Origin of the sequence: Pseudoxanthomonas sp. USHLN014 (assembly GCF_037153335.1) — a bacterium.
In the GTDB taxonomy this organism is placed as follows: Bacteria; Pseudomonadota; Gammaproteobacteria; order Xanthomonadales; family Xanthomonadaceae; genus Pseudoxanthomonas_A; species Pseudoxanthomonas_A winnipegensis.
The window spans coordinates 338480-357716 of sequence record NZ_JBBCKO010000002.1 but is presented as its reverse complement, the minus strand read 5'-3'; the positions used below and the strand labels follow the sequence as shown (position 1 = coordinate 357716).

The 19237-nt window shown below is 70.6% G+C and carries 16 protein-coding genes; 6 read left to right on the top strand and 10 right to left on the bottom strand.

Annotated elements, in window-relative coordinates:
- Positions 1-30: 30 nt before the first annotated feature.
- The gene (locus WFQ05_RS05510; RefSeq protein WP_337053001.1) at positions 31-288 is read right to left on the bottom strand and encodes a hypothetical protein; all 258 of its coding nucleotides are present in this window, start codon (positions 286-288) and stop codon (positions 31-33) included.
- Positions 289-565: 277 nt separating this feature from the next.
- Between WFQ05_RS05510 and WFQ05_RS05505 the strand changes: the two genes are divergently transcribed.
- Together WFQ05_RS05505 and WFQ05_RS05500 are read left to right on the top strand one after the other, a co-directional pair.
- Positions 566-3247, top strand: coding sequence for a TonB-dependent receptor (locus tag WFQ05_RS05505; protein ID WP_337052999.1), 2682 nt, complete (start codon positions 566-568; stop codon positions 3245-3247).
- A complete protein-coding gene (locus WFQ05_RS05500; RefSeq protein ID WP_337052997.1) occupies positions 3247-4392 on the top strand; it encodes a histidinol-phosphate transaminase in 1146 nt (381 codons plus the stop codon). Before WFQ05_RS05505 ends, WFQ05_RS05500 begins: the two co-directional genes overlap by 1 nt.
- A gap of 189 nt (positions 4393-4581) precedes the next feature.
- Here the strand turns inward: WFQ05_RS05500 and WFQ05_RS05495 are convergent, their stop codons facing one another.
- The 8 genes from WFQ05_RS05495 to WFQ05_RS05460 all read right to left on the bottom strand — a co-directional run bounded on the left by WFQ05_RS05495 (position 4582) and on the right by WFQ05_RS05460 (position 12098).
- Entirely contained in the window at positions 4582-5352 is a 771-nt protein-coding gene (locus WFQ05_RS05495) for an enoyl-CoA hydratase-related protein (protein ID WP_337052996.1), read from the bottom strand.
- The gene (locus WFQ05_RS05490; RefSeq protein ID WP_337052995.1) at positions 5345-6859 is read right to left on the bottom strand and encodes a 3-hydroxyacyl-CoA dehydrogenase; all 1515 of its coding nucleotides are present in this window, start codon (positions 6857-6859) and stop codon (positions 5345-5347) included. Before WFQ05_RS05490 ends, WFQ05_RS05495 begins: the two co-directional genes overlap by 8 nt.
- Positions 6852-7454 (bottom strand): glutathione S-transferase, encoded by a 603-nt coding sequence (locus WFQ05_RS05485; RefSeq protein WP_130530131.1) that lies wholly within the window; start codon positions 7452-7454, stop codon positions 6852-6854. Before WFQ05_RS05485 ends, WFQ05_RS05490 begins: the two co-directional genes overlap by 8 nt.
- The gene (locus WFQ05_RS05480) at positions 7454-8680 is read right to left on the bottom strand and encodes a CaiB/BaiF CoA-transferase family protein (protein WP_337052994.1); all 1227 of its coding nucleotides are present in this window, start codon (positions 8678-8680) and stop codon (positions 7454-7456) included. The genes WFQ05_RS05485 and WFQ05_RS05480 overlap by 1 nt, the downstream gene beginning before the upstream one ends.
- A 55-nt stretch (positions 8681-8735) precedes the next feature.
- Positions 8736-9512, bottom strand: coding sequence for an enoyl-CoA hydratase/isomerase family protein (locus WFQ05_RS05475; protein WP_130514688.1), 777 nt, complete (start codon positions 9510-9512; stop codon positions 8736-8738).
- Positions 9513-9653: 141 nt separating this feature from the next.
- Positions 9654-10451 carry an amidohydrolase family protein gene (locus WFQ05_RS05470; RefSeq protein ID WP_337052993.1) on the bottom strand — a complete coding sequence of 266 codons (798 nt, stop codon included), beginning with the start codon at positions 10449-10451 and terminating at the stop codon, positions 9654-9656.
- Positions 10448-11017, bottom strand: coding sequence for a carboxymuconolactone decarboxylase family protein (locus WFQ05_RS05465; protein WP_337052992.1), 570 nt, complete (start codon positions 11015-11017; stop codon positions 10448-10450). Before WFQ05_RS05465 ends, WFQ05_RS05470 begins: the two co-directional genes overlap by 4 nt.
- Before the next feature lie 100 nt (positions 11018-11117).
- Entirely contained in the window at positions 11118-12098 is a 981-nt protein-coding gene (locus tag WFQ05_RS05460) for a LysR substrate-binding domain-containing protein (protein WP_337052991.1), read from the bottom strand.
- 503 nt (positions 12099-12601) lie between these two features.
- Here WFQ05_RS05460 and WFQ05_RS05455 point away from each other — a divergent pair.
- From WFQ05_RS05455 to pcaF, 4 genes are all read left to right on the top strand, one after another.
- Entirely contained in the window at positions 12602-13453 is an 852-nt protein-coding gene (locus tag WFQ05_RS05455; RefSeq protein ID WP_337052990.1) for an alpha/beta hydrolase, read from the top strand.
- Between the two features lie 95 nt (positions 13454-13548).
- Complete coding sequence (locus tag WFQ05_RS05450; protein WP_337052989.1) at positions 13549-14823, top strand: porin; 1275 nt, start codon at positions 13549-13551, stop codon at positions 14821-14823.
- 94 nt (positions 14824-14917) lie between these two features.
- The gene (locus tag WFQ05_RS05445) at positions 14918-16237 is read left to right on the top strand and encodes an MFS transporter (RefSeq protein ID WP_130530145.1); all 1320 of its coding nucleotides are present in this window, start codon (positions 14918-14920) and stop codon (positions 16235-16237) included.
- Positions 16238-16264: 27 nt separating this feature from the next.
- Positions 16265-17464, top strand: a complete 1200-nt coding sequence (pcaF, locus tag WFQ05_RS05440; protein WP_130530146.1) for a 3-oxoadipyl-CoA thiolase — start codon at positions 16265-16267, stop codon at positions 17462-17464.
- A 48-nt stretch (positions 17465-17512) separates the two neighbouring features.
- Here the strand turns inward: pcaF and WFQ05_RS05435 are convergent, their stop codons facing one another.
- Complete coding sequence (locus WFQ05_RS05435) at positions 17513-19225, bottom strand: hypothetical protein (RefSeq protein ID WP_337052988.1); 1713 nt, start codon at positions 19223-19225, stop codon at positions 17513-17515.
- Between the last annotated feature and the right edge of the window lie 12 nt (positions 19226-19237).

The following is a 19237-nucleotide window of genomic DNA, read 5'->3' as shown; positions in this document are numbered from 1 at the left end:
CGCAAGCACTTGGCGCCGGCCCCGCGTCGTTCAGCCGCGCAGGGAGGCCTCGGCGCCGGTCGGGCAGGCGACCTGATCAAACCCGCAGCCCGCAGAACTCGGGGCGGCGCTAGGGCCAGGGCTGGCCGCAGGCCGAACCGCGCCTTGCTCCTGCAGCGCGCCGCTGGCGCTCACCCGCTCGGTGGTCGGGGCTGCGGTTTCGGGCAAGGGCTGGTCGCGCACGGCGCTGATGACCGAGCCGATCGACAGGCCCAGCGCGAAGAACAGCAGGGAGGAGAGCAGTCGCATGACGCACTTCCAGCAGCCCCGGGGAGCCAGCTTCCTGCCGCCCATGTGCGGGCGGTGTGACGGTGCCGGCGGGGGCGGAATGCGCCTGGGATCCGCGTCCAACGCGGGCCGCTTGGCGCGGCGCCGCGTTATCAGGATATGCCGCCATGCTCTTTGACGCGGTGCGGCAGATCCGGAGGATGAACACGAGCATGTCGGGGGCATGCCACACGCCAGGGGGCGTGACGACGCGGTCTCGCACCGAGGTGCCCACCGGCTCCAAAGGGGAATCCACACCATGTCGCCAACCAAGAATCCACGCCCGTCGCGCGCGGCGCTGCCCGCCGCCGTCGCCTTATCGCTGCTTGCCGTCGCGGCCCCGTCGTTCGCGCAGACGGCGGCGGGCGCCGACCCCGAGATCAAGCGCCTGGACCAGGTCAGCGTGATCGGCAGCCGGACCCAGTCGCGCACGGTGCTGGAATCGCCCGTCCCGATCGATGTCCTCAGTGGCGACGAACTGCGCGCCAGCGGCTATACCGATGTCAGCACCATCCTCCAGTCCCTGCTGCCGTCGTACAACTTCCCGCATCCGACCACGCCGGATGGCAATACGCATATCCGTTCGGCCACGCTGCGCGGGCTTTCGCCCGACCAGACGCTGATCCTGGTCAACGGCAAGCGGCGGCATACCAGTGCCTGGGTCAATACCGGCGGCACGGTGGGCAAGGGCGCGGTCTCCACCGACCTCAACACGATCCCGGTCAGCGCCATCGCGCGGATCGAGGTGTTGCGCGACGGCGCCTCGGCGCAATATGGCTCCGACGCCATCGCCGGCGTGATCAACATCGTGCTGCGCGAGGACGATGGCTTCGAGGGCACAGTCAGCCGCGGCACCACCGAGGACGGAGGCGGCGGCACCACCAAGGTCTCGCTGGACACCGGTTTCGCCTTTCCCGAAGGCGGCGGCATCCACCTGACCTGGGACTATCGCGACCGCAAGGCGGCCAACCGCGCGCTGGCCGATACGCGCCAGCAGTACTTCGGCATCGGGCGCAACGGCCAGGCCGTCGCGCTGTCGGGCGCTTATGGCTCGGGCACCGGCCTCAACCCCATCGGCGGCGCGGCCGCCGGCGCGGTGGCCGATCCGCGCGAGGCGACGATCGACCGCGACGCGCTGTGGCGCTTCGCCGACAGCGCCGATACCGAGGACAAGACCTTCTTCGCCAACCTGCGCAAGCCGCTGTCCTGGGCCGAAGGGCTGGAGTGGTACGCCTTCGGTGGCGCCACCGACAGCCAGGGCAGTTCGAATGCCTCGCTGCGCCGCTCCGGGCAGCCGGAGAACGTGCGCGCGATCTACCCGAACGGCTTCCTGCCCTGGGTGGACACCGACAGCACCGACCGCTCGCTGGGGACCGGGCTCAAGGGCTATCTGGGACAGTGGCGCTGGGATCTGAGCAGCGTCTATGGCCGAAACGAGCTGGTCTACCGCACGCGCAACACCTTGAACGCCACCCTGGGCGCGGCCAGCCCGACGCGCTTCTACAACGGCGCGCTCGAAGCCTCGCAGTGGACGACCAACCTGGATGCCGGCAACAGTTTCGAAGTCGGCTGGCACGCGCCGCTGCGGCTGGCGCTCGGGCTGGAGTACCGCCGCGACACCTACGAGATCCGGCCGGGCGAGGAGGCCTCCTACGTCTGGGGCCCGTACCGCGTGCTGGACGGCCCGGCCGCCGGCACCGTGCCGACGATCGGATCGCAGGGGTTCGCCGGCATCCAGCCGGGCGACGCGGGCGATTACAGCCGGCACAACGTCGCCGCCTATGTCGAGGCAGACACCGATGTGACCGACCGCCTGCTGGTCTCGCTGGCCGGGCGCTGGGAGGACTACAGCGACTTCGGCTCGACCACCAACGGCAAGCTGGCGCTGCGCTATCAACTCGACGGCGGCGTGGCGCTGCGCGCCTCGGCCAGCACCGGCTTCCACGCGCCCGCGCTGGCCCAGCAGTATTTCAGCTCGACCAGCAGCCGCACGCTCAACAACGCCGTCACCGGCCTGCCCGAGTACGTGCTGGTGCGCACCGCGCCGGTGAACTCGGTCGAGGCCCGCGCCCTGGGCGCGCGCGACCTGGACCCGGAGAAGGCGACCAATCTGACGGCCGGCCTGACCTGGGGCATCGCCGGGCTGACGGCCTCGCTGGACGTGTACCGCATCGACATCGACGACCGCATCTTCCTGTCCAGCAACTTCGTCGACGGCGCGGGCTCCTCGGCGATCCGCGACTATCTTGCCGCGCTGGGTTCGCCGGGCGTCACCAGCGTGCGCTACTTCAGCAACACCGCCGACACGCGCACCACGGGTGTGGACGCGTCCGCGCGCTACGTGTGGCGATGGGACGGCGGCGACCGCCTGACCGCCACGCTGGGCTACAACCGCAACAAGACCGAGCTGACCCGGGTGGCCTCGACCCCCGAGCAGCTCCTCGCGCTGGGCGTGCGCACGCCGTTGTTCGACATCACCGAGCGGACCCGCGTGGAGAAGGGACAGCCCAGGGACAACCTGACCCTGGCGTTGGCATGGGATGTAGGCCCGTGGAGCGTGCACCTGGGCACCCATCGCTATGGCCGGATCGAGCAGGTCGCCGCCACCAACCAGAGCGCGGCCAACGTGGCGCAGTTCGCCAAGGGCAGCACCGCCTTCCGCACCCTGCCCACCGAGGCCGGGACGGCCGGCAACTACGATGTGATCCAGCGGCTGGACGCCAAGTGGATCACCGACGCGGATGTGTCCCTGCGCATTTCCAAGCACCTGGTGCTGACGCTGGGCGCGGACAACGTGTTCAACACCTATCCCACGCGCAATATCGCCACCACCCCCGCCGTCTCTGGCGCCGACACCTATGGCGTGTTCCCCTACAGCGAACTCTCGCCGTTCGGTTGGAGCGGGGCCTATTACTACGGAAGACTGCAGGTGAAGTTCTGATGGCCTACCACGATGCCTTCGATCCGTCCCGACGCGCCTGGCTGACGCGCAACGCCGCGCTGGCCGTCGCCGCGCCGCTGGCCTCGCTCGTGCCCGGCATGGCGGCCGGCGCCGGCCGCGACGCGCCCGCCGCTGCCGACGGGCTGGTGCGCCTGGATCTCAACGAAAGCAGCTACGGTCCCTCGCCTCAGGTGCCGGTGGCGATCCAGCGCGCCCTGCCGCTGGCGCCGCGCTATGTTACCGCCGAGCAGGGGCAGGCGCTGGTCGGGCAGATCGCTGCTCTCGAGGGCGTTGCGCCCGAGCAGGTCATCGTGGGCGAAGTGCTCGAGCCGCTGGGCCAGCATCTTGCCGTGGCGGGCAAGGGCGGCACCTTCGTGTACTCGGTGCCCGGGTACGGCGCGCTGGTCGATGCGGCCGCGCCGTTCGGAGGGCGCGCCATCGAGGTGTCGCTGGATGCGTCGCTGCGTAACGACCTGCCCCGGCTGCTGGCCGCGATCCGGGCTGACACCCGGGCCCTGTTCGTGGTCAATCCGCACAACCCGTCTGGCACGGTGAGTCCGGGGAAGGACTTCGATGCCTTCGTACTGGCCGCCTCGGCCAAGGCGCTGGTGATCGTCGACGAGGCGTATCTGGACTACCTGCCGGACGCGGCCGAGCGCACCGCGGTGCGGCACCTGCGCGCCGGGCGCAACGTCGCGGTGTTCCGCACCCTGGGCAAGATCCACGCGCTGGCCGGCCTGCAGATCGGCTACGCCCTGGTGCCGCCGGATCTGGCCGCCGCGCTGCGCAAGCGCGGCGTGGGCAGTCCGCACGGACTGAACCAGCTCTCGATCGCGGCCGCCGCCGCCTCCCTGGCCGATCCCGGTCACCTCGCGTGGGTGCGCGAACAGGTCGCCGTCGAGCGCACGCGCTGGCTCGACCACCTGCGCCGGCTGGGCCTGCGCTACGCCGAGCCCGCGGGCAACTTCGTCTTCTTCGACGTCGGCCGACCGCAGGCCGAGGTCGTCGCCGCACTGAAGGCGCACAAGATCCTGGTCGCGCGCGCCTTCCCGCCTTACGACACCTGGGTCCGGATCAGCATCGGCACGCCCGCGGAGAATCGCCTCGCGCAGGCCGCGCTGAGCGAGGTGCTGCGGCGCGGATAGCGATCCCCTGGCGCCGAAGGATCTGGAAGAAGCGCGCGAATCCTGCGCTGAGGCGAACATCCGGACGCGCGCCGTCGGCATCGGCGACGCTGGAATCGAGACGCGCTGCCAGCCAGGCGTTCAGCGCTTCGATCCGGTTGGCCGGGGAGCAGGACGGGACCGCGTCACGCCGGCCCGCGCCATCAACGCTCAGCGCCCGCTGAAGACCGCGGCGCGTTTCTCGAGGAAGGCGCGCATGCCTTCGTGCTGGTCGGCGGTGTCGAACAGGCGCTCGAACAGGCGGCGCTCCAGGGAGAGGGCGGTCTCCAGCGGGGCGTCGGCGCCCAGCCGCAGGGCCTCGCGGATGGCCTGCACGGCCAGCGGCGGCATCCCGGCGATCTGCAGGGCGATCTCACGCGCGGCATCGAGCGCCTGGCCGCTGGGGACGAGCATGGAAACCAGGTTGGCGGCGTAGGCCTCGCCGGCGGGGATCATCTCGCCGGTCAGCGCCCACAGCGCGGCCTTGTAGCGGCCGGCGGCGCGCAGCAGGCGCTGGGTGCCGCCCGCGCCGGGCATGATGCCGACCTTGATCTCGGGCTGGCCGAAGCGGGCGTCCTCGGCGGCGACGATCAGGTCGCAGGCCAGCGCCAGCTCGCAGCCGCCGCCGAGCGCATAGCCCTCGACCGCGGCGATGATGGGCTTGGAGGCATGACGCACGACCTCGAACAGGTGTCCCGAGCGCTGCAGCACATGATCGATCGGCCGCATGTCGGCCATCTCGGCGATGTCGGTGCCGGCCACGAAGTAGCCGCCGGCACCGGTGAGCACGATCGCCGCGACCTCCGCGTCGGCCAGCGCCCCTTCCAGCGCGTCGACCAGTTCCCGCTTGACCTGCAGGTTGAGGGCGTTGCGGCGCGCCGGCCGCGACAGGGTCACCACCGCCACGCGCGCCTGCGTGGCCACGCTGACGAACTCAGCCATGCGACACCTCACGCGCACGCGCCTGCAGCCAGGGCGAGACGCGGTAGCGGTCTTCCCCGTAGCCCTGCGACAGATGGGCCAGCACGGCGGCGACGTAGTCCAGCCCCACGCGCCGGCCCCAGGCCAGCGGCCCGATCGGGTAGTTCACCCCGCCGGTCATGGCCGCGTCGATGTCGGCTTCCGAGGCGATGCCTTGCTGCACGGCGTCGGCGGCTTCGTTGACCAGCATGGCCACGGTGCGCGAGACCGCCAGGCCGGCGGCGTCGCCCAGCAGCGAGACCTGCTTGCCCAGCGCGGTGAACAGGCCTGCGGCCTGGGCGATGACGTCCGCGGGCGTGCCCTCGGCGGCCGACAATGCGATCCGCTTGCTGGCGGCGTAGTCCAGAGCCAGGTCGAACAGCACCACTGGCTCGCCCAGGGCCTGGCTGCGTGCGCCGGCGCTGCGGCCATCCGTCAGCGCCAGGGCGACGCCGTCCACGCGCAGCAGGCCCGCGCCTTCGGTCTTTTCGACATTCAGGCCGGCCTGTTCCAGCAGCGCCACCAGGCCGTGCGCGGGGCCGAGCGCGCCTTCGATGCGGACCTTTGCCGGCGCGGGGCCCTGAAGGTCGCGCACATCGGGGCGCGGCGCATCGTCGCGGTAGTCGTAGAAGCCGCGACCGCTCTTGCGCCCCAGCCAGCCGGCGTCCACCAGCTGCTGCTGCACCAGCGAGGGCTGGTAGCGCGGATCGTGGAAGAACGCCTGCCACACCGAGCGGGTCACGGCGAAATTGACGTCATGGCCGATCAGGTCCATCAGCTCGCACGGCCCCATGCGGAAGCCGCCGCACTCGCGCATCACCGCATCGACGGTCTCCGGCGTGGTCTGCTGTTCCAGCAGCAGGCGCAGCGCCTCGCCGTAGAACGGGCGCGCCACGCGGTTGACGATGAACCCGGGCGTGGACTGGCACACCACCGGCGTCTTCTTCCAGGCGCGCGCGGTGGCGACCAGCGTCTCGACGAGGGCGGGGTCGGTGGCGTGGCCGCGGACCACTTCGACCAGCGGCAGGATGGTCGCCGGATTGAAGAAATGCAGCCCGGCCACGCGCTCCGGCGCGGGCAGGCGTGCGGCCAGCGCGGTCACCGACAGCGAGGAGGTGTTGGTGGACAGGATGGCATCGTCGTCCACGCGCCTGGCCATCTCGGTCAGCGCGGCGACCTTGATGTCGAGGTTTTCGACGATGGCCTCGATCACCAGGCCCACGCCTTGCAGCGGCGCGCTCGGGCCCGCGGCGATCACCCGGGCGAAGGCGGAGGCGGCATCCTCGGCGCTGGCCTTGCCCTTGGCCACGCGCCGGTCGAGGCTGGCGCGGATCTGCGCACGGCCCCGGTCCAGCGCGGCCTCGCTGGTGTCGCACAGGTAGACGCGATGGCCGGCGACGGCGGCCACCTCGGCGATGCCGGCGCCCATGGTGCCGGCGCCGATGACGACCACGGCGCGATCCAGCGCGAGGGCATGGGCATCAGCCATCGGCCGGCTCCGTGGCAACGAAGGACGGACGCTGCGCCAGCGTGGCGTACCAGGCGGCCAGCTTCGGCGCTCGCGCGCGCCAGGCGAACTCATCGAAACGATAGTCCAGATAGCCCAGCGCGCAGCCGATCGCGATCTGACCGATGTCGATCGTCGCGCCGGGGCGGGCTTCGATCTCGCGCTCCAGGCGTGCGAGCGAGGCCTCGGTCTTGAGCGCGAAGGCATCGATCAACGACTGCAGCGGAAGCGCGCGTTCGCGCTCGTTGCGCCACAGGATCAGCACGTCCAGCAGCCCGTCGCCCAACGCCAGCTGCTGCAGGGCCTTCCAGCGCGCATCGCCGGACGGGAACAGCGCGCCGTGGAAGCGCGCATCCAGGTACTCGCAGATGACCGCCGAATCGAACAGCACCTGGCCATCGTCCAGCACCAGGGTGGGGATCTTGGACAGCGGGTTGTCGGCCATGATGGCCGGATTGGGCTTGAGCATCGCCGCCACCGAGCGCTGCAGCTGCAGCGCCTCGACGCAGCCCAGCTCATGGGCCACCACCATCACCTTGCGCACGAACGGCGACTTGGGCGACCAGTGCAGTTTCATCAGATCACTCCCTTGGCCCGCAGGGCCTGGATGTCATTGTCGGTGTAACCCAGCGCCTGCAGCACGCGCTCGCTGTGCTGGCCCAGCAGCGGCGGCGCCACGCGCGGCTGCAGCGGCGCATCGGCGAAGCGCATCGGGCTGGACACCAGGGGCACCTCCACGCCCAGCGGATGCGGGACGCGGCGGACCATCTGTCTGGCCACCACCTGCGGGTCTTGGAGCACTTCGGGCACCGAGTTGATGGCGCCGGCCGGCACGCCGGCCGCATCCAGTGCGGCCAGCAGGTCGGCGCGCCGCCACCCGGCGAAGGCCTCGGAGAGCCGCGCGGACAGCGCCTGGATGCCTTCCACGCGCCCGGCATTGGTGGCGAATGCGCCCTCGGCCAGCGCGGGCTGGCCCAGCACCTGGCACAGCTTGGCGAACTGGCCGTCGTTGCCGACCACCAGGATGACGTCGCCATCGGCGCAGGCGAACACGTCCTGCGGCTGGATGTTGGGATGCGCATTGCCGTTGCGCTGCGGCGTGCGGCCGGACACCAGGTAGTTCATCGCCTGGTTGGCCAGCGAGGCGACCTGGACATCCAGCATGGAGATGTCGATGGTGTCGCCCAGGCCGGTGACGTGGCGCCGGTTGAGCGCGGCCAGTACCGACACGGCGGTATACATGCCGGTCATCAGGTCGACGATCGGGATGCCGACCTTCTGCGGGCCGCCGCCGGGCTTGCCATCGCGCTCGCCGGTGACGCTCATCAGGCCGCCCATGGCCTGGATCAGGAAGTCGTAGGCCGGCTGTTCGGCGCGCGGGCCGTCCTGGCCGAAGCCGGTGACCGAGCAATAGATCAGCCTGGGGTTGATGGCGCGCAGGCTGTCGGCGTCCAGGCCGTAACGCTTGAGCGTGCCGACCTTGTAGTTCTCCAGCACGATGTCGGCCTGCGCCGCCAGCCTGCGCACGATGTTCTGGCCCTCGGGCGTGTCGATGCGGATGGTGATCGACTGCTTGCCGGCGTTGACGGCCAGGTAGTAGCCCGCCTCGCCGGTGTTGCGGCCGTCGGCGTCCTTGAGGAAGGGCGGCCCCCAGGCGCGGGTGTCGTCGCCGGCGCCGGGCCGCTCCACCTTGATCACCTCGGCGCCCAGGTCGGCCAGGATCTGCCCGGCCCACGGTGCGGCCAGGATGCGGCTCAGATCCAGGACCTTGATGCCCGACAGCGGGCGTGCGTTGGAGCTCATCGGGATATCCGTGCGACATCGCCGCGCGGCGGCGATGGGAGAGGGAAGGAGGGCATCAGCGGCCGACAAAGACCGGCGCGCGCTTCTCGCGGAAGGCGGCCTGCGCCTCGCGCGCGTCCTCGGTGCGGCCGATCGCGGCGGTCATGTCCTGCTCGTAGCGATAGCCGTCGCGCAGGCTCAGCTGCTCGATCGTGTTGAGCGTGTGCTTGCTCATGCGCGTGGCGACCGGGCTCTTGGCGGCGATGGTGTGGGCGATCTCCAGCGCGGTGGGCAGCAGCGCCTCCGGCGCCACGCAGGCCTCGACCAGGCCCAGCCGGTAGAGCTCGGCGCCGTCGACGCGCAGGCCGGTCAGCGCCATGCGGCGCAGGCGCGAGTGGCCGAACAGCCGCATCGCGTGGCGGCAGCCGCCGAGCAAGCCGACGTCGATCTCGGGCAGGCCCAGCGAGGCGCGCTCCGAGGCGACCAGGATGTCCGAGGAGGCGACCATCGCCAGGCCGGAGCCGAGCGCGGCCCCGTTGATGGCCACCACCACCGGCTTGGCGCATTCGCGGATCGCGTGGAAGCATTCGCGGGTGCGGCGCAGGTGCGCGCCCAGATCGCCCGGGCCCTTGATCACTTCGGCGCGTCCCTTGAGGTCTGCGCCTGCGCAGAACACCTTGCCGGCGCCGGTGAGCACCACCGCGCGGACCTCATCCAGCTCGCCGATGCGGTCCAGCGCCAGCACCAGCTCGTCGTTGAGCGTGCGGGTCAGCGCGTTGACCGGCGGCGCATCCAGCGTCAGCACCGCCACGTGGGCTTGGATCTCCACGCGCAGCTGGGTCAGGTCGTCCATTGCGGCAAGGCCTTGGTGATTCGTCGAAGGCCAGTCTAGGAAGCCGCTGCGCGCGCGCCGACGCGATGCCAGGCAGAGCTGCTATGCGGCTGCGCGCATAGCCGTTAGGACCAAGGTCGTATTGCGCGCGCGCCGCGCCGGTCAGGCATACAGCGCGCGCGGATGGTCCTCCAGGATCCGGCGCGCCAGCGCGGCATCGCCCGCCCAGTCGCGGAACGTCGCAAGCAGCGCGCCGGTGTCCGGCGCCGGTTCCACGCGCAGATGCGGCCAGTCGCTGCCCCACAGCATGCGGTCCGCGCGCGCGTGCTGCAGCGCCTGCTGGAAGGCACGGCCGCGCTCGGGCTGCGGCTTGCGCAGCAGGTTGCGGTACATGCACAGCTTGATCCAGGTGTTGCCGCCTTCCAGCAAGGACAGCAGCGCGCGGAACGCCGGCGCGTCGACGCCGGCCTCCAGATCGAAGCCGCCCGCGTGGTCGATCACCAGGGGCACGGGCAGTTCGCGCAGCGTGCCGATGACGCCGGACAGCGCCGCGGTGTCGCTCCACAGTTCGGCATGCAGGCCCGCCGCGGCCAGCGCCGGCGCCAGCCGCTTCAGATCCTCCAGCGTGGCCGCGCCGGGGAAGTCGCCGCCGCTGCGGTGGCTGAAGCGCAAGGCCCGCACGCCGCGCTCGCGCAGCCCGCGCAGGTCCATACCATCCTGCACACGCGCCACGGCCACCCCGCGCAGCTGCGGAAAGCGGTCCAGCGCGTCGAACAGTGCGGAAAAGTCCCGGCCGTAGGCGCTGGGATGGATCAGCACGCCATGCTGCAGGTCCAGCGCCTGCAGCAGCGCCAGGTACTGCTCGACGCTGGCCTGCGGGGGCGAATGCACGCTGGTGTCGGCCAGCGGAAAGCGCGCATATGGGCCGAAGACATGCGCATGGCAGTCCCAGCCGCTCACAGGCCGTTGCGCTGCGGCAGGTCGAAGGGCGGCGCGACGCCCTCCGGCAGGGGGATTTCGTGGGTGTTCAGTGTCATCGCCACCATCGTGTAATAGCCCACCAGCGCGGTGAGCTCGACCACGGCCTTCTCGCCCAGCAGGGCCAGCGCCCGCGCGTAGGTCGCATCGCTGACCGAGTTGGCGGCGTTGAGTTCGCGGGCGAAGCAGACGATGGCGTGCTCGGTCTCGTCCAGCCCCGCGGGGATCTGCTGCGCCAGCAGCGCCTCGAGGATCTCCGCGGACAGGCCGGCCTTCTCGCCCTCCAGCCGATGCGCGTGCCACTCGAACGGCGAGTTGCAGGCTCGGCCGGTGACCAGGATGGCCAGCTCGCTCTGGCGCGGCGTCAGGGACGTGTCGTAACGCAGCAGTTCGCCCAGGGCCGACCAGCGCGCCGCCAGCTCCGCGTTATGCAGCGCGGCGCGCAGCGGGCCCTGGATCCTGCCGCGCTTGCCGTTGACGATGCGGTCGTGGACCGCGCGCTGGTCGGCATCCATGTGGGCAGGATCGGGCAGGGTGATGCGGGGCATGGCAACTCCGGTTCGAACGCAGGACGGCGCGCATCGGACGCGCGATCGGCTGTTATAGGGTGGGGCGACGGGGCGCGCTACGCGTCCGCCGGCATGTCTGCTATGCGTCGGGGGTCGGGGCGAAGGCGCGCTGCCACAGGCCCTCGGCCGCCAGCGACTGGAAGGCGTGATCGATCTCGCTGGCCACGGCCGAGACCGCGCGGGCCGGCGCCTTGGAGCGGCTCAGCGCCATGGAGATGATCCGCTGCATGGGCGGATCCACCAGGCGCGCGGCCTGCAGCACGCCGTCGGCCAGTTCCTTCCACACCGCATGGATGGGCAGCACCGTGTAGACGCCGTCGCCGGCGGAGAGCGATTTCTGCAGCGGCAGCGAGTCCGCCTCGATCGCCGGCGAGAGCCCGATATGGCAGCTGCGCGCCAGCGCATCCAGCGCCGTGCGCAAGCCGTTGGGCGCGCTGGGGACCACCAGGGGCAACTGGTCGAGACGGGTGAACGGTACGGTCTCGGCGGCGGTCAGCGCATCGCCGCGTCGGCCGATCAGATAGCTGTCGACCACGGCCAGAGACTGCTCGCCTTCCGGCAGCGAGGTGCCATAGCGGTACAGCACGGCGATATCGACGCGGGCATCGGCCAGCCACTCCTCGACCTGGCCGCCGGAGCCTTCCAGGATCTTGAGCGTGACTGCGGGATAACGCGTGCGCAGGGTCGAGAACAGGCGGCCGGTCACCGCCTGCGAGATCGACGGCAGCATGCCGATCGTGACCCGGCCGGTCGGCTCCAGTGCTTCGCCGCGGATGTCGCGCTCGAGCTGCGCCGCGTCGGCCAGCAGCGCCTTGACCTGCGGAAACAGGCGTTCGCCCAGCTCGGACAGCTGCACGCCGCGTCCGGTGCGATTGAACAGCCGCGCGCCGCAATCGCGCTCCAGTGCGTTGATCTGGCGGCTGAGCACCGACTGGTTGGTGTCCAGGAACAACGCCGCGCGCGTGACGCTGCCCAGCTCGCCGATCGCCACGAACGCGCGCCAGCGCCCCAGATCGGTCACCAGATCGAGCGAAAGATTGGTGACCTTGGGTGTGGGCATGACGGAACGGCGGGCGCGCTGGATCAGGTGAACGAGGGTAGCAAACCGCCCGATGGCCAACGGCGCCAAACGCCTCCAGACGCGCCCTTCGACTAAAGGATAAGGGCCGCTGCGACGCCTTGAATTCCCTGGAAACCTCGCGTTTGCGGGCGATCGGCAGGGCCGCTGCGAGCCATCGCATTCGCGCCATAGCTGGATTGACCGTCGACGGCGTGCGCCCGAAAAAACACCGTGCCTAGACTCCGCCCCATCGACGCCTGCAGCGCAACGCAGGTCCACGCCATCGAGGAGGAGGGCCTCATGTCCAGCCAGGACGCGCGCCAGGCGATCGCCTGCGGCACGCGACAGGTGCCGGTGCCAAGACCGGTCCACTAACACCGTCCGGCCGCGTCAGGCCGGTCGTCCGATTGAAGTCCGTCGTGCCGTCGTCCCTGGGATGCGGCGCACAGGCGTCGTGCGGCCGCGTCCGGCCCGGCGCCTGCAATACCGGGAGGGATTGCCTGATGAAGCGCTCGTGGGTGCGTGTTCTGTTCTGTCTGGCCTTGCCGGCCACCGTGGGCGCCGCCGAGGCGGCAGGTGCGCGTGCGCATCGTCAGCTGAGCTGCGGCGATGCCAGCATCGACGTGGTGGTGGACGGCCAGGGGCCGACCATCGTGCTGCTGCCGTCGCTGGGCCGCGATTCGCTGGATTACGACCCGATCGCCGAGGGCCTGGCCGCCAAGGGCTACCAGGTGCTGCGCCCGCAGCCGCGCGGGCTGGGCGACAGCCGCGGGCCGATGGAAGGCATCACGCTGGCGGATCTGGCCGACGATGTGGCCTGCACGATCGACCAGGCCGGCAAGGCGCCGGCGATCGTCGTCGGGCATGCCTACGGCAACTGGGTGGCGCGCATGCTCGCCGCACGGCATCCGCAGTCCGTGCGCGGTGTGGTGGTCGCGGCCGCGGCGGCCAAGACCTATCCCAAGTCCCTGTCGGCCAGCATCATCCGTATCGCCGATCCCAAGACCTCGCGCGAGGATCGGCTGAAGGAGCTGCAGGCGACCTTCTTCGCGCCGGGCAACGATGCCTCGGTGTGGCTGGACGGCTGGCACCCCGAGGTGCGCACCAGCCAGCGCAACGCCAGCGATGCCACGCCCAAGGCGTTGTGGTGGAGCGCGGGCGGCAAGGTGCCGCTGCTGGACCTGCAGGCCGAATCCGATCCCTTCATGCCGGCCGATCGCCGCCAGGAGCTGCGCGAGGAACTGGGCCCGCGCGTCAGAGTGGTCACCATTCCCGGCGCCAGCCACGCCCTGCTGCCCGAGCAGCCGCAGCAGGTGGTCGAGGCCATCGCCCGCTGGTCGGCCGGCCTGCGTTGAGCCGCCGCGCGCCCGCCCCGCGCTTCATCCATCCAGCGTGCCGCCGCAGGCGGCCTCGCTCCCGCTTCTCGCATCCACTCCTGGGAGGGAACTCGATGCCTGTCCGCAACACCTCGCCGCGTCCGCGCCGCCATCGCATCGCCGTCGGCGCCTGCCTGATGGCCATGGTCGGCAGCGGCCATGCCGCCACCTTCGGCAACGAAGACGCCAACATCGAGTTCTTCGGCAATCTGTATCCGCAGTACCAATGGACCTCGTTCGGTCAGCCCACCGCGGTCGGCAGCCAGGTCAGCACGCTGACCACCAAGTCCAACACCAGCACGACCCTGCGCAGCGTCACCGACAAGCCGGATGCCGACCGGGTCAACTGGTCGCAGTCGTTCTTCGCCATGCGCGGGCACTACCGCTTCAACCCGGACTGGGACGTCGGCTTCCGCCTGGACGAGCAGGTCACCGAGCCCTACGACAACAGCGAGTACTTCAACCGCAGCCGCGATGCGTACGTCTACGTGGCGCATCGCGTCCTGGGGACCTTCACCGGCGGACGCATCAACAGCATCCTGTCCAACTGGGGCGCTCCGGTGCGCATGCTCGGCGTGAGCGAAAGCAATTTCGTGTCGACCTCCGCGTTGCTCGGCGGCGCGGCCTTCGGCACGGGCAGTCGCGCAGGGACGACGACGTGGGTCACCCGTGCCAGCCACGGCTACAAGTGGGAGAGCGCCAAGTGGAACGGCTTCTCCCTCGGGACCAGCTACATGCCGCACCGGGACGGCCCCGACTACGGCCGCCCTCGCCGCGCGTACTCCTACGGCATCCGTTGGGAGCAGGGGCCCTGGTACGCCGCGCTGCAATACGAGCGGCATACCAACCATCTGGTGATCAGCGGCGTGCCGACCACCACGCCGGCGGCCACTTCGATCACCAACCAGGGCGGCGGTTCGCAGGACCGCAACCTGCGCCTCAGCGCCGCCTACCAGACCAAGCGCGTCAAGCTGGGCGTGGACCTCTCGCGCGTGCAGTACGCCGAAGACCCGACCGCGGCCTACGGCAAGTTCAAGTCCTACACCGTGCCGACCTGGAAGGTCAGCGCGGAATGGCAGGCCACGCCGAAGCTGACCCTGGCGGCCAACTACATCCACGCCGGCGCCGGCCACTGCGTGCTGTCGGGCGCGGCGCCATGCAGCACCTACGGGCTGGGCGCGCAGGCCTACAACGTCGGCGTGCAGTACAGCCTGTTCAAGTACACCTCGCTGGTCGCCCTGGCCGGGCGCATCGACAACGGCGTCTCGTCCAGCTACGGCTCGCCGGTGCGCGCGCCGGTGGGCGCCACGGTCGACAACCTGGCCCTGGGCCTGCACGTCAAGTACTGAATGCCCGCCCGCAGCCTCCTCCTAACGCAGCGCGTCGCCGCCGGCCAGTCTGGCGGGGCGCGGCGCCGCCTGACACCCTGATGCGAGATCCCCGATGAGTTCCCAGGTGCAACCCTCTTCCGCTACCGGCGTGGCCGAGCCCTCGCCGGCCGATGCCACCTACCGCAAGATCAAGTGGCGCATCCTGCCGTTGATCATGCTGTGCTACACCGTGGCGCTGATCGACCGCAACGTGATCGGTTTCGCCCGCCTGGACTTCATGCACCAGCTGGGCTTCAACGAGGTCATGTACGGCATCGGCACCGGCATGTTCTTCATCGGCTACTTCGTGTTCGAGGTGCCCAGCAACCTGTGGCTGCAGAAGATCGGCGTGCGCCTGACGTTCCTGCGCATCATGATCCTGTGGGGGCTGGCCTGCGCGGCGTTCGCGATGATGCGCTCGCCGACCGAGTTCTATCTCTATCGCTTCCTGCTGGGCGCGGCCGAGGCGGGCTTCTTCCCGGGCGTGCTGCTGTACATCACCTTCTGGATCCCCAAGGCGCGCCGCGCCAGCGTCACCGCGCTGTTCATGGCCGCGCTGCCGATCGCCGGCATGCTGGGCGGACCGCTGGCGGGCACGATCATGCGCCTGTTCGACGGTGCGCTTGGCCTGCACGGCTGGCAGTGGCTGTTCATCGTCGAAGGCCTGCCGGCCTGCGTGCTGGGCGTGGTCGTCTACTACTTTTTGGACAACAAGCCGGCCGACGCCAAGTGGCTGACGGCTCCGGAGAAGGCGCTGGTCCAGGCCGACGTGGACCGCGACAGCGCCGCCTCGCCGGGCCAGCACCACTCGCTGTGGCAGGCCTTCGGCGACAAGCGCGTCTACATCCTGTCCTTCGTCGCGCTGGCGGTCTTCAGCGGTGCGGCGGCCAATGCGTACTGGATCCCGACCATCATCAAGAACTCGGGCATCAAGGACGTGCTGCACGTCGGCCTGCTGTCCTCGATCCCATTCCTGGCCGGCCTGGTCACCCAGTTCCTGGTGGCGCGCCACTCGGACAAGGTCGGCGAGCGCCGCTGGCACGTGGCCCTGTGCCTGGGCACGGCCGCCGCCGCCTGGCTGGTGCTGGGCACGACCCACCTGACCACCGCGCCGGCGATCGCGCTGCTGACCGTGTGCACCGCGGCCACGCTGGGCGCGACCGGACCGTTCTGGACCCTGCCGGGCAGCACCTTCTCCGGCCCCAAGGCGGCAGGCAGCATCGCGCTGGTCACCACCCTGGCCGGCCTGGGCAACGTGTTCGTGCCGATGATCGTCGGCGTGCTGATCGACAAGACCGGGACCCTGGCCGCCTCGCAGCTGGCCTACGGCACGCTGCTGCTGGCCGGCGCCATCACCATCGTGGCCGCCACGCGCGCGCCGGCCCGGCCCTGACTTTCCCCCTCGCTTCACGGAGTTCCCATGCAGGACGTTTTTCTCTGCGATGCCGTGCGCACGCCCATCGGCCGCTATGGCGGTGGCCTGGCGCCGGTGCGTACCGACGATCTGGCCGCGCTTCCGCTGCGCGCGCTGATGCAGCGCAATCCCGGCGTGGACTGGTCGGGCCTGGACGAGGTCTTCATGGGCTGCGCCAACCAGGCGGGCGAGGACAATCGCAACGTCGCGCGCATGGCGCTGCTGCTGGCCGGCCTGCCCCAGGAGGCGCCGGGCGTCACGCTCAACCGCCTGTGCGCGTCCGGCATGGAGGCGGTGGGCGCGGCGTACCGGGCCATCGCCTTGGGTGAGATGGAGCTGGCGATCGCCGCGGGTGTCGAGTCGATGTCGCGCGCGCCGTTCGTGATGGGCAAGGCGGGCAGCGCGTTCGGCCGCGATCAGAAGCTGGAAGACACCACCATGGGCTGGCGCTTCGTCAATCCGCAGCTCAAGGCGCTGTACGGCGTGGACACCATGCCGCAGACCGGCGACAACGTGGCGGCCGACGCGAGCGTGTCGCGCGAGGACCAGGATGCCCTGGCCCTGCGCAGCCAGCAGCGCGCCGCGCGGGCGCAGGCTGCGGGCTACTTCGCCGAGGAGATCGTCCCGGTGCGCATCCCCGGGCGCAAAGGCGAGACGGTGGTCGATACCGATGAGCATCCGCGCCCGCAGACCGATGCGGCGACCCTGGCCGCCCTCAAGCCGGTGAATCCGGGTGGCACGGTCACGGCCGGCAATGCATCGGGCATCAACGACGGTGCCGCGGCGATGATCGTGGCCTCGGCCGCCGCCGTGCAGCGCCACGGCCTGACGCCGCGCGCACGCGTGCTGGGGATGGCCAGTGGCGGCGTCGCGCCGCGCGTGATGGGCCTCGGCCCGGTGCCGGCGGTGCGCAAGCTGCTGGCGCGGTTGCAGCGCCCGCTGCGGGCCTTCGACGTGATCGAGCTCAACGAAGCCTTCGCCGCCCAGGCGCTGGCGGTGACCCGCGCGCTCGGCCTGGCCGACGACGACGCCCGCGTGAACCCGAACGGCGGCGCCATCGCCCTGGGCCATCCGCTGGGCATGAGCGGCACCCGCCTGGTGCAGACCGCCATGCACCAGTTGCATGTCGGCGGCGGCGGGCTGGGCCTGGCCACGATGTGCGTCGGTGTCGGCCAGGGGCTGGCGATCGCGGTGGAAAGGGTCTGACGCTGCGCGGTCCGCGCGGCGCCGTGTTCCCCGTCGCGCGACCAGCCTCTAGCCGGCGAGGGCCTGGCGACACGCCTCCGGCCTGGCGGAGAAGCGCGCGGCGTTCAACTCGATGCGCTGGAGCCTCACCGTCTCCCGCCCGAGGGGCCTGAAACGCAGACGATGCTGGCCGGACGCGTCCTGGGCCACGAGCGTGATCTCGACCTGTGGATCGGCCGGGTTTCCGCCGGACTGCGAGAGCAACTTCATCCCGTTCCGCAGTCCTGCGGCATAGGCCGTGGAGGCGGGGTCGAGCCCGGTGACGACGTCGCCCTGCCGCGTCGTCGCCTCGGTGTCCCAGCCCCTGTCGAACACCGGCGTGTCGACGGAGACCACCCAGGCGCATTCGCCGAACGCGTCTTCCGACAGAAGCACGGGCGCTGCGTGGTCGACGTACCTGGAGATCTCCGGCCGCAGGTCCAGCCCGGCGTGGGCCGCCGCGGCGACCAGCGCGTCCTGCAGCGCAAGCGCGGGATCGGCCTGCGCGCGTCTGCGTTGGTCATGAAGTACATCGTCGAGGCTCGTGCGCCCGCCGGAGCGCTGACGCAAGCGGCGATCCCAGACCGCGGCCAGCAGCGCGCCGCGCTGGTACGGCATCATGCGGGCGCGTTCGTCCTTCCAGAAGCGATCGGCGACGACGGCATTGGGCGAGGTGCGATACGGCGAGCGAGCGTAGTGGGCGAGGACCTCGTTCCACTCCTCGACGAACCGCTCCGGCGAAAGCAGCCCCGCCCGCAGCATCAGCCTGCGCGCGAAGAAGTCGGTGAACCCCTCGCTGATCCAGTACGTCCGGGCCTCGGTCGCGTCTTCGGTATGCCCCAGCTGTCTGGGATTCCAGCTATGGAAGTATTCGTGCGCAAGGAACCAGGCCAGATCCGGCAGCGGCGTGTCCTGTCCGATCCAGGTGGCAAAGGCATCGCCCAAGCCCGTCCCGCTGAATCCCGTCTGCTTCGGCTCCGAAGCCAGGGGGATGGCCGTGATCAGGAAGGGGCCTGCCTGGTCGTCGCCCCAAAACGTGCGCTCGGACGCAATGACCTTCCCCGCAAGGCGGGCGAAGGCCGCCATATCGAAACCGAAACGGCCGATGGAGGCCACGCGCAGCGGCTCACCGCCCACCCGCATGGTCGAGACCCGCAGGTCGCGGCCGCCGATGGCCACGCTTTCCCGAATGTCCTTGCCCGTGCGCGGTTGGTGCATCAATCCTTGCAGGTGCTGCGCGTCCGAAGCGAAGCCGATGCCGTGCGGACCGCGCCAGGTGAACGTCGCCGGCCGGTCCTCGCGTCCGGCGGGCTGGGCATAGAGCGAGAACCCGACCGCGTAGAACCAGTCGGGACGCACGATCGGATCCGGCTGCCTGCTGTTCGAGACAGCGGGAGCGGCCTGATGGGCCGACAAGATCCGATAGCGCATCACCAGCGGCGCGCCAGGGGCCGAGTCCACGATGCGTCCCCCGTGTGGCGCCACCGCGGTGCGCCGCGCACCTTCGACTGAAATATCGCGCGCCCACTGGCCCAAGTGCTCCTCGCCCGCCCATTGCTCGGCCCAGTCGATCACGGTCCGCCCAGAGGGGTCGGCCTGCAGCCGGATGGTCACATCGAGCGCGGTGATCCGGCCGTCGTCGGTCTCGGCGCTGAGCTCGTAGCGCGTCGAAGCATCGAGCCGTGGTTGGCTGGAAACCAGCGACAGCAACGTCAGCGCCCCTGCAAGTGCATGGCTCGGCATCACTTCGATCCT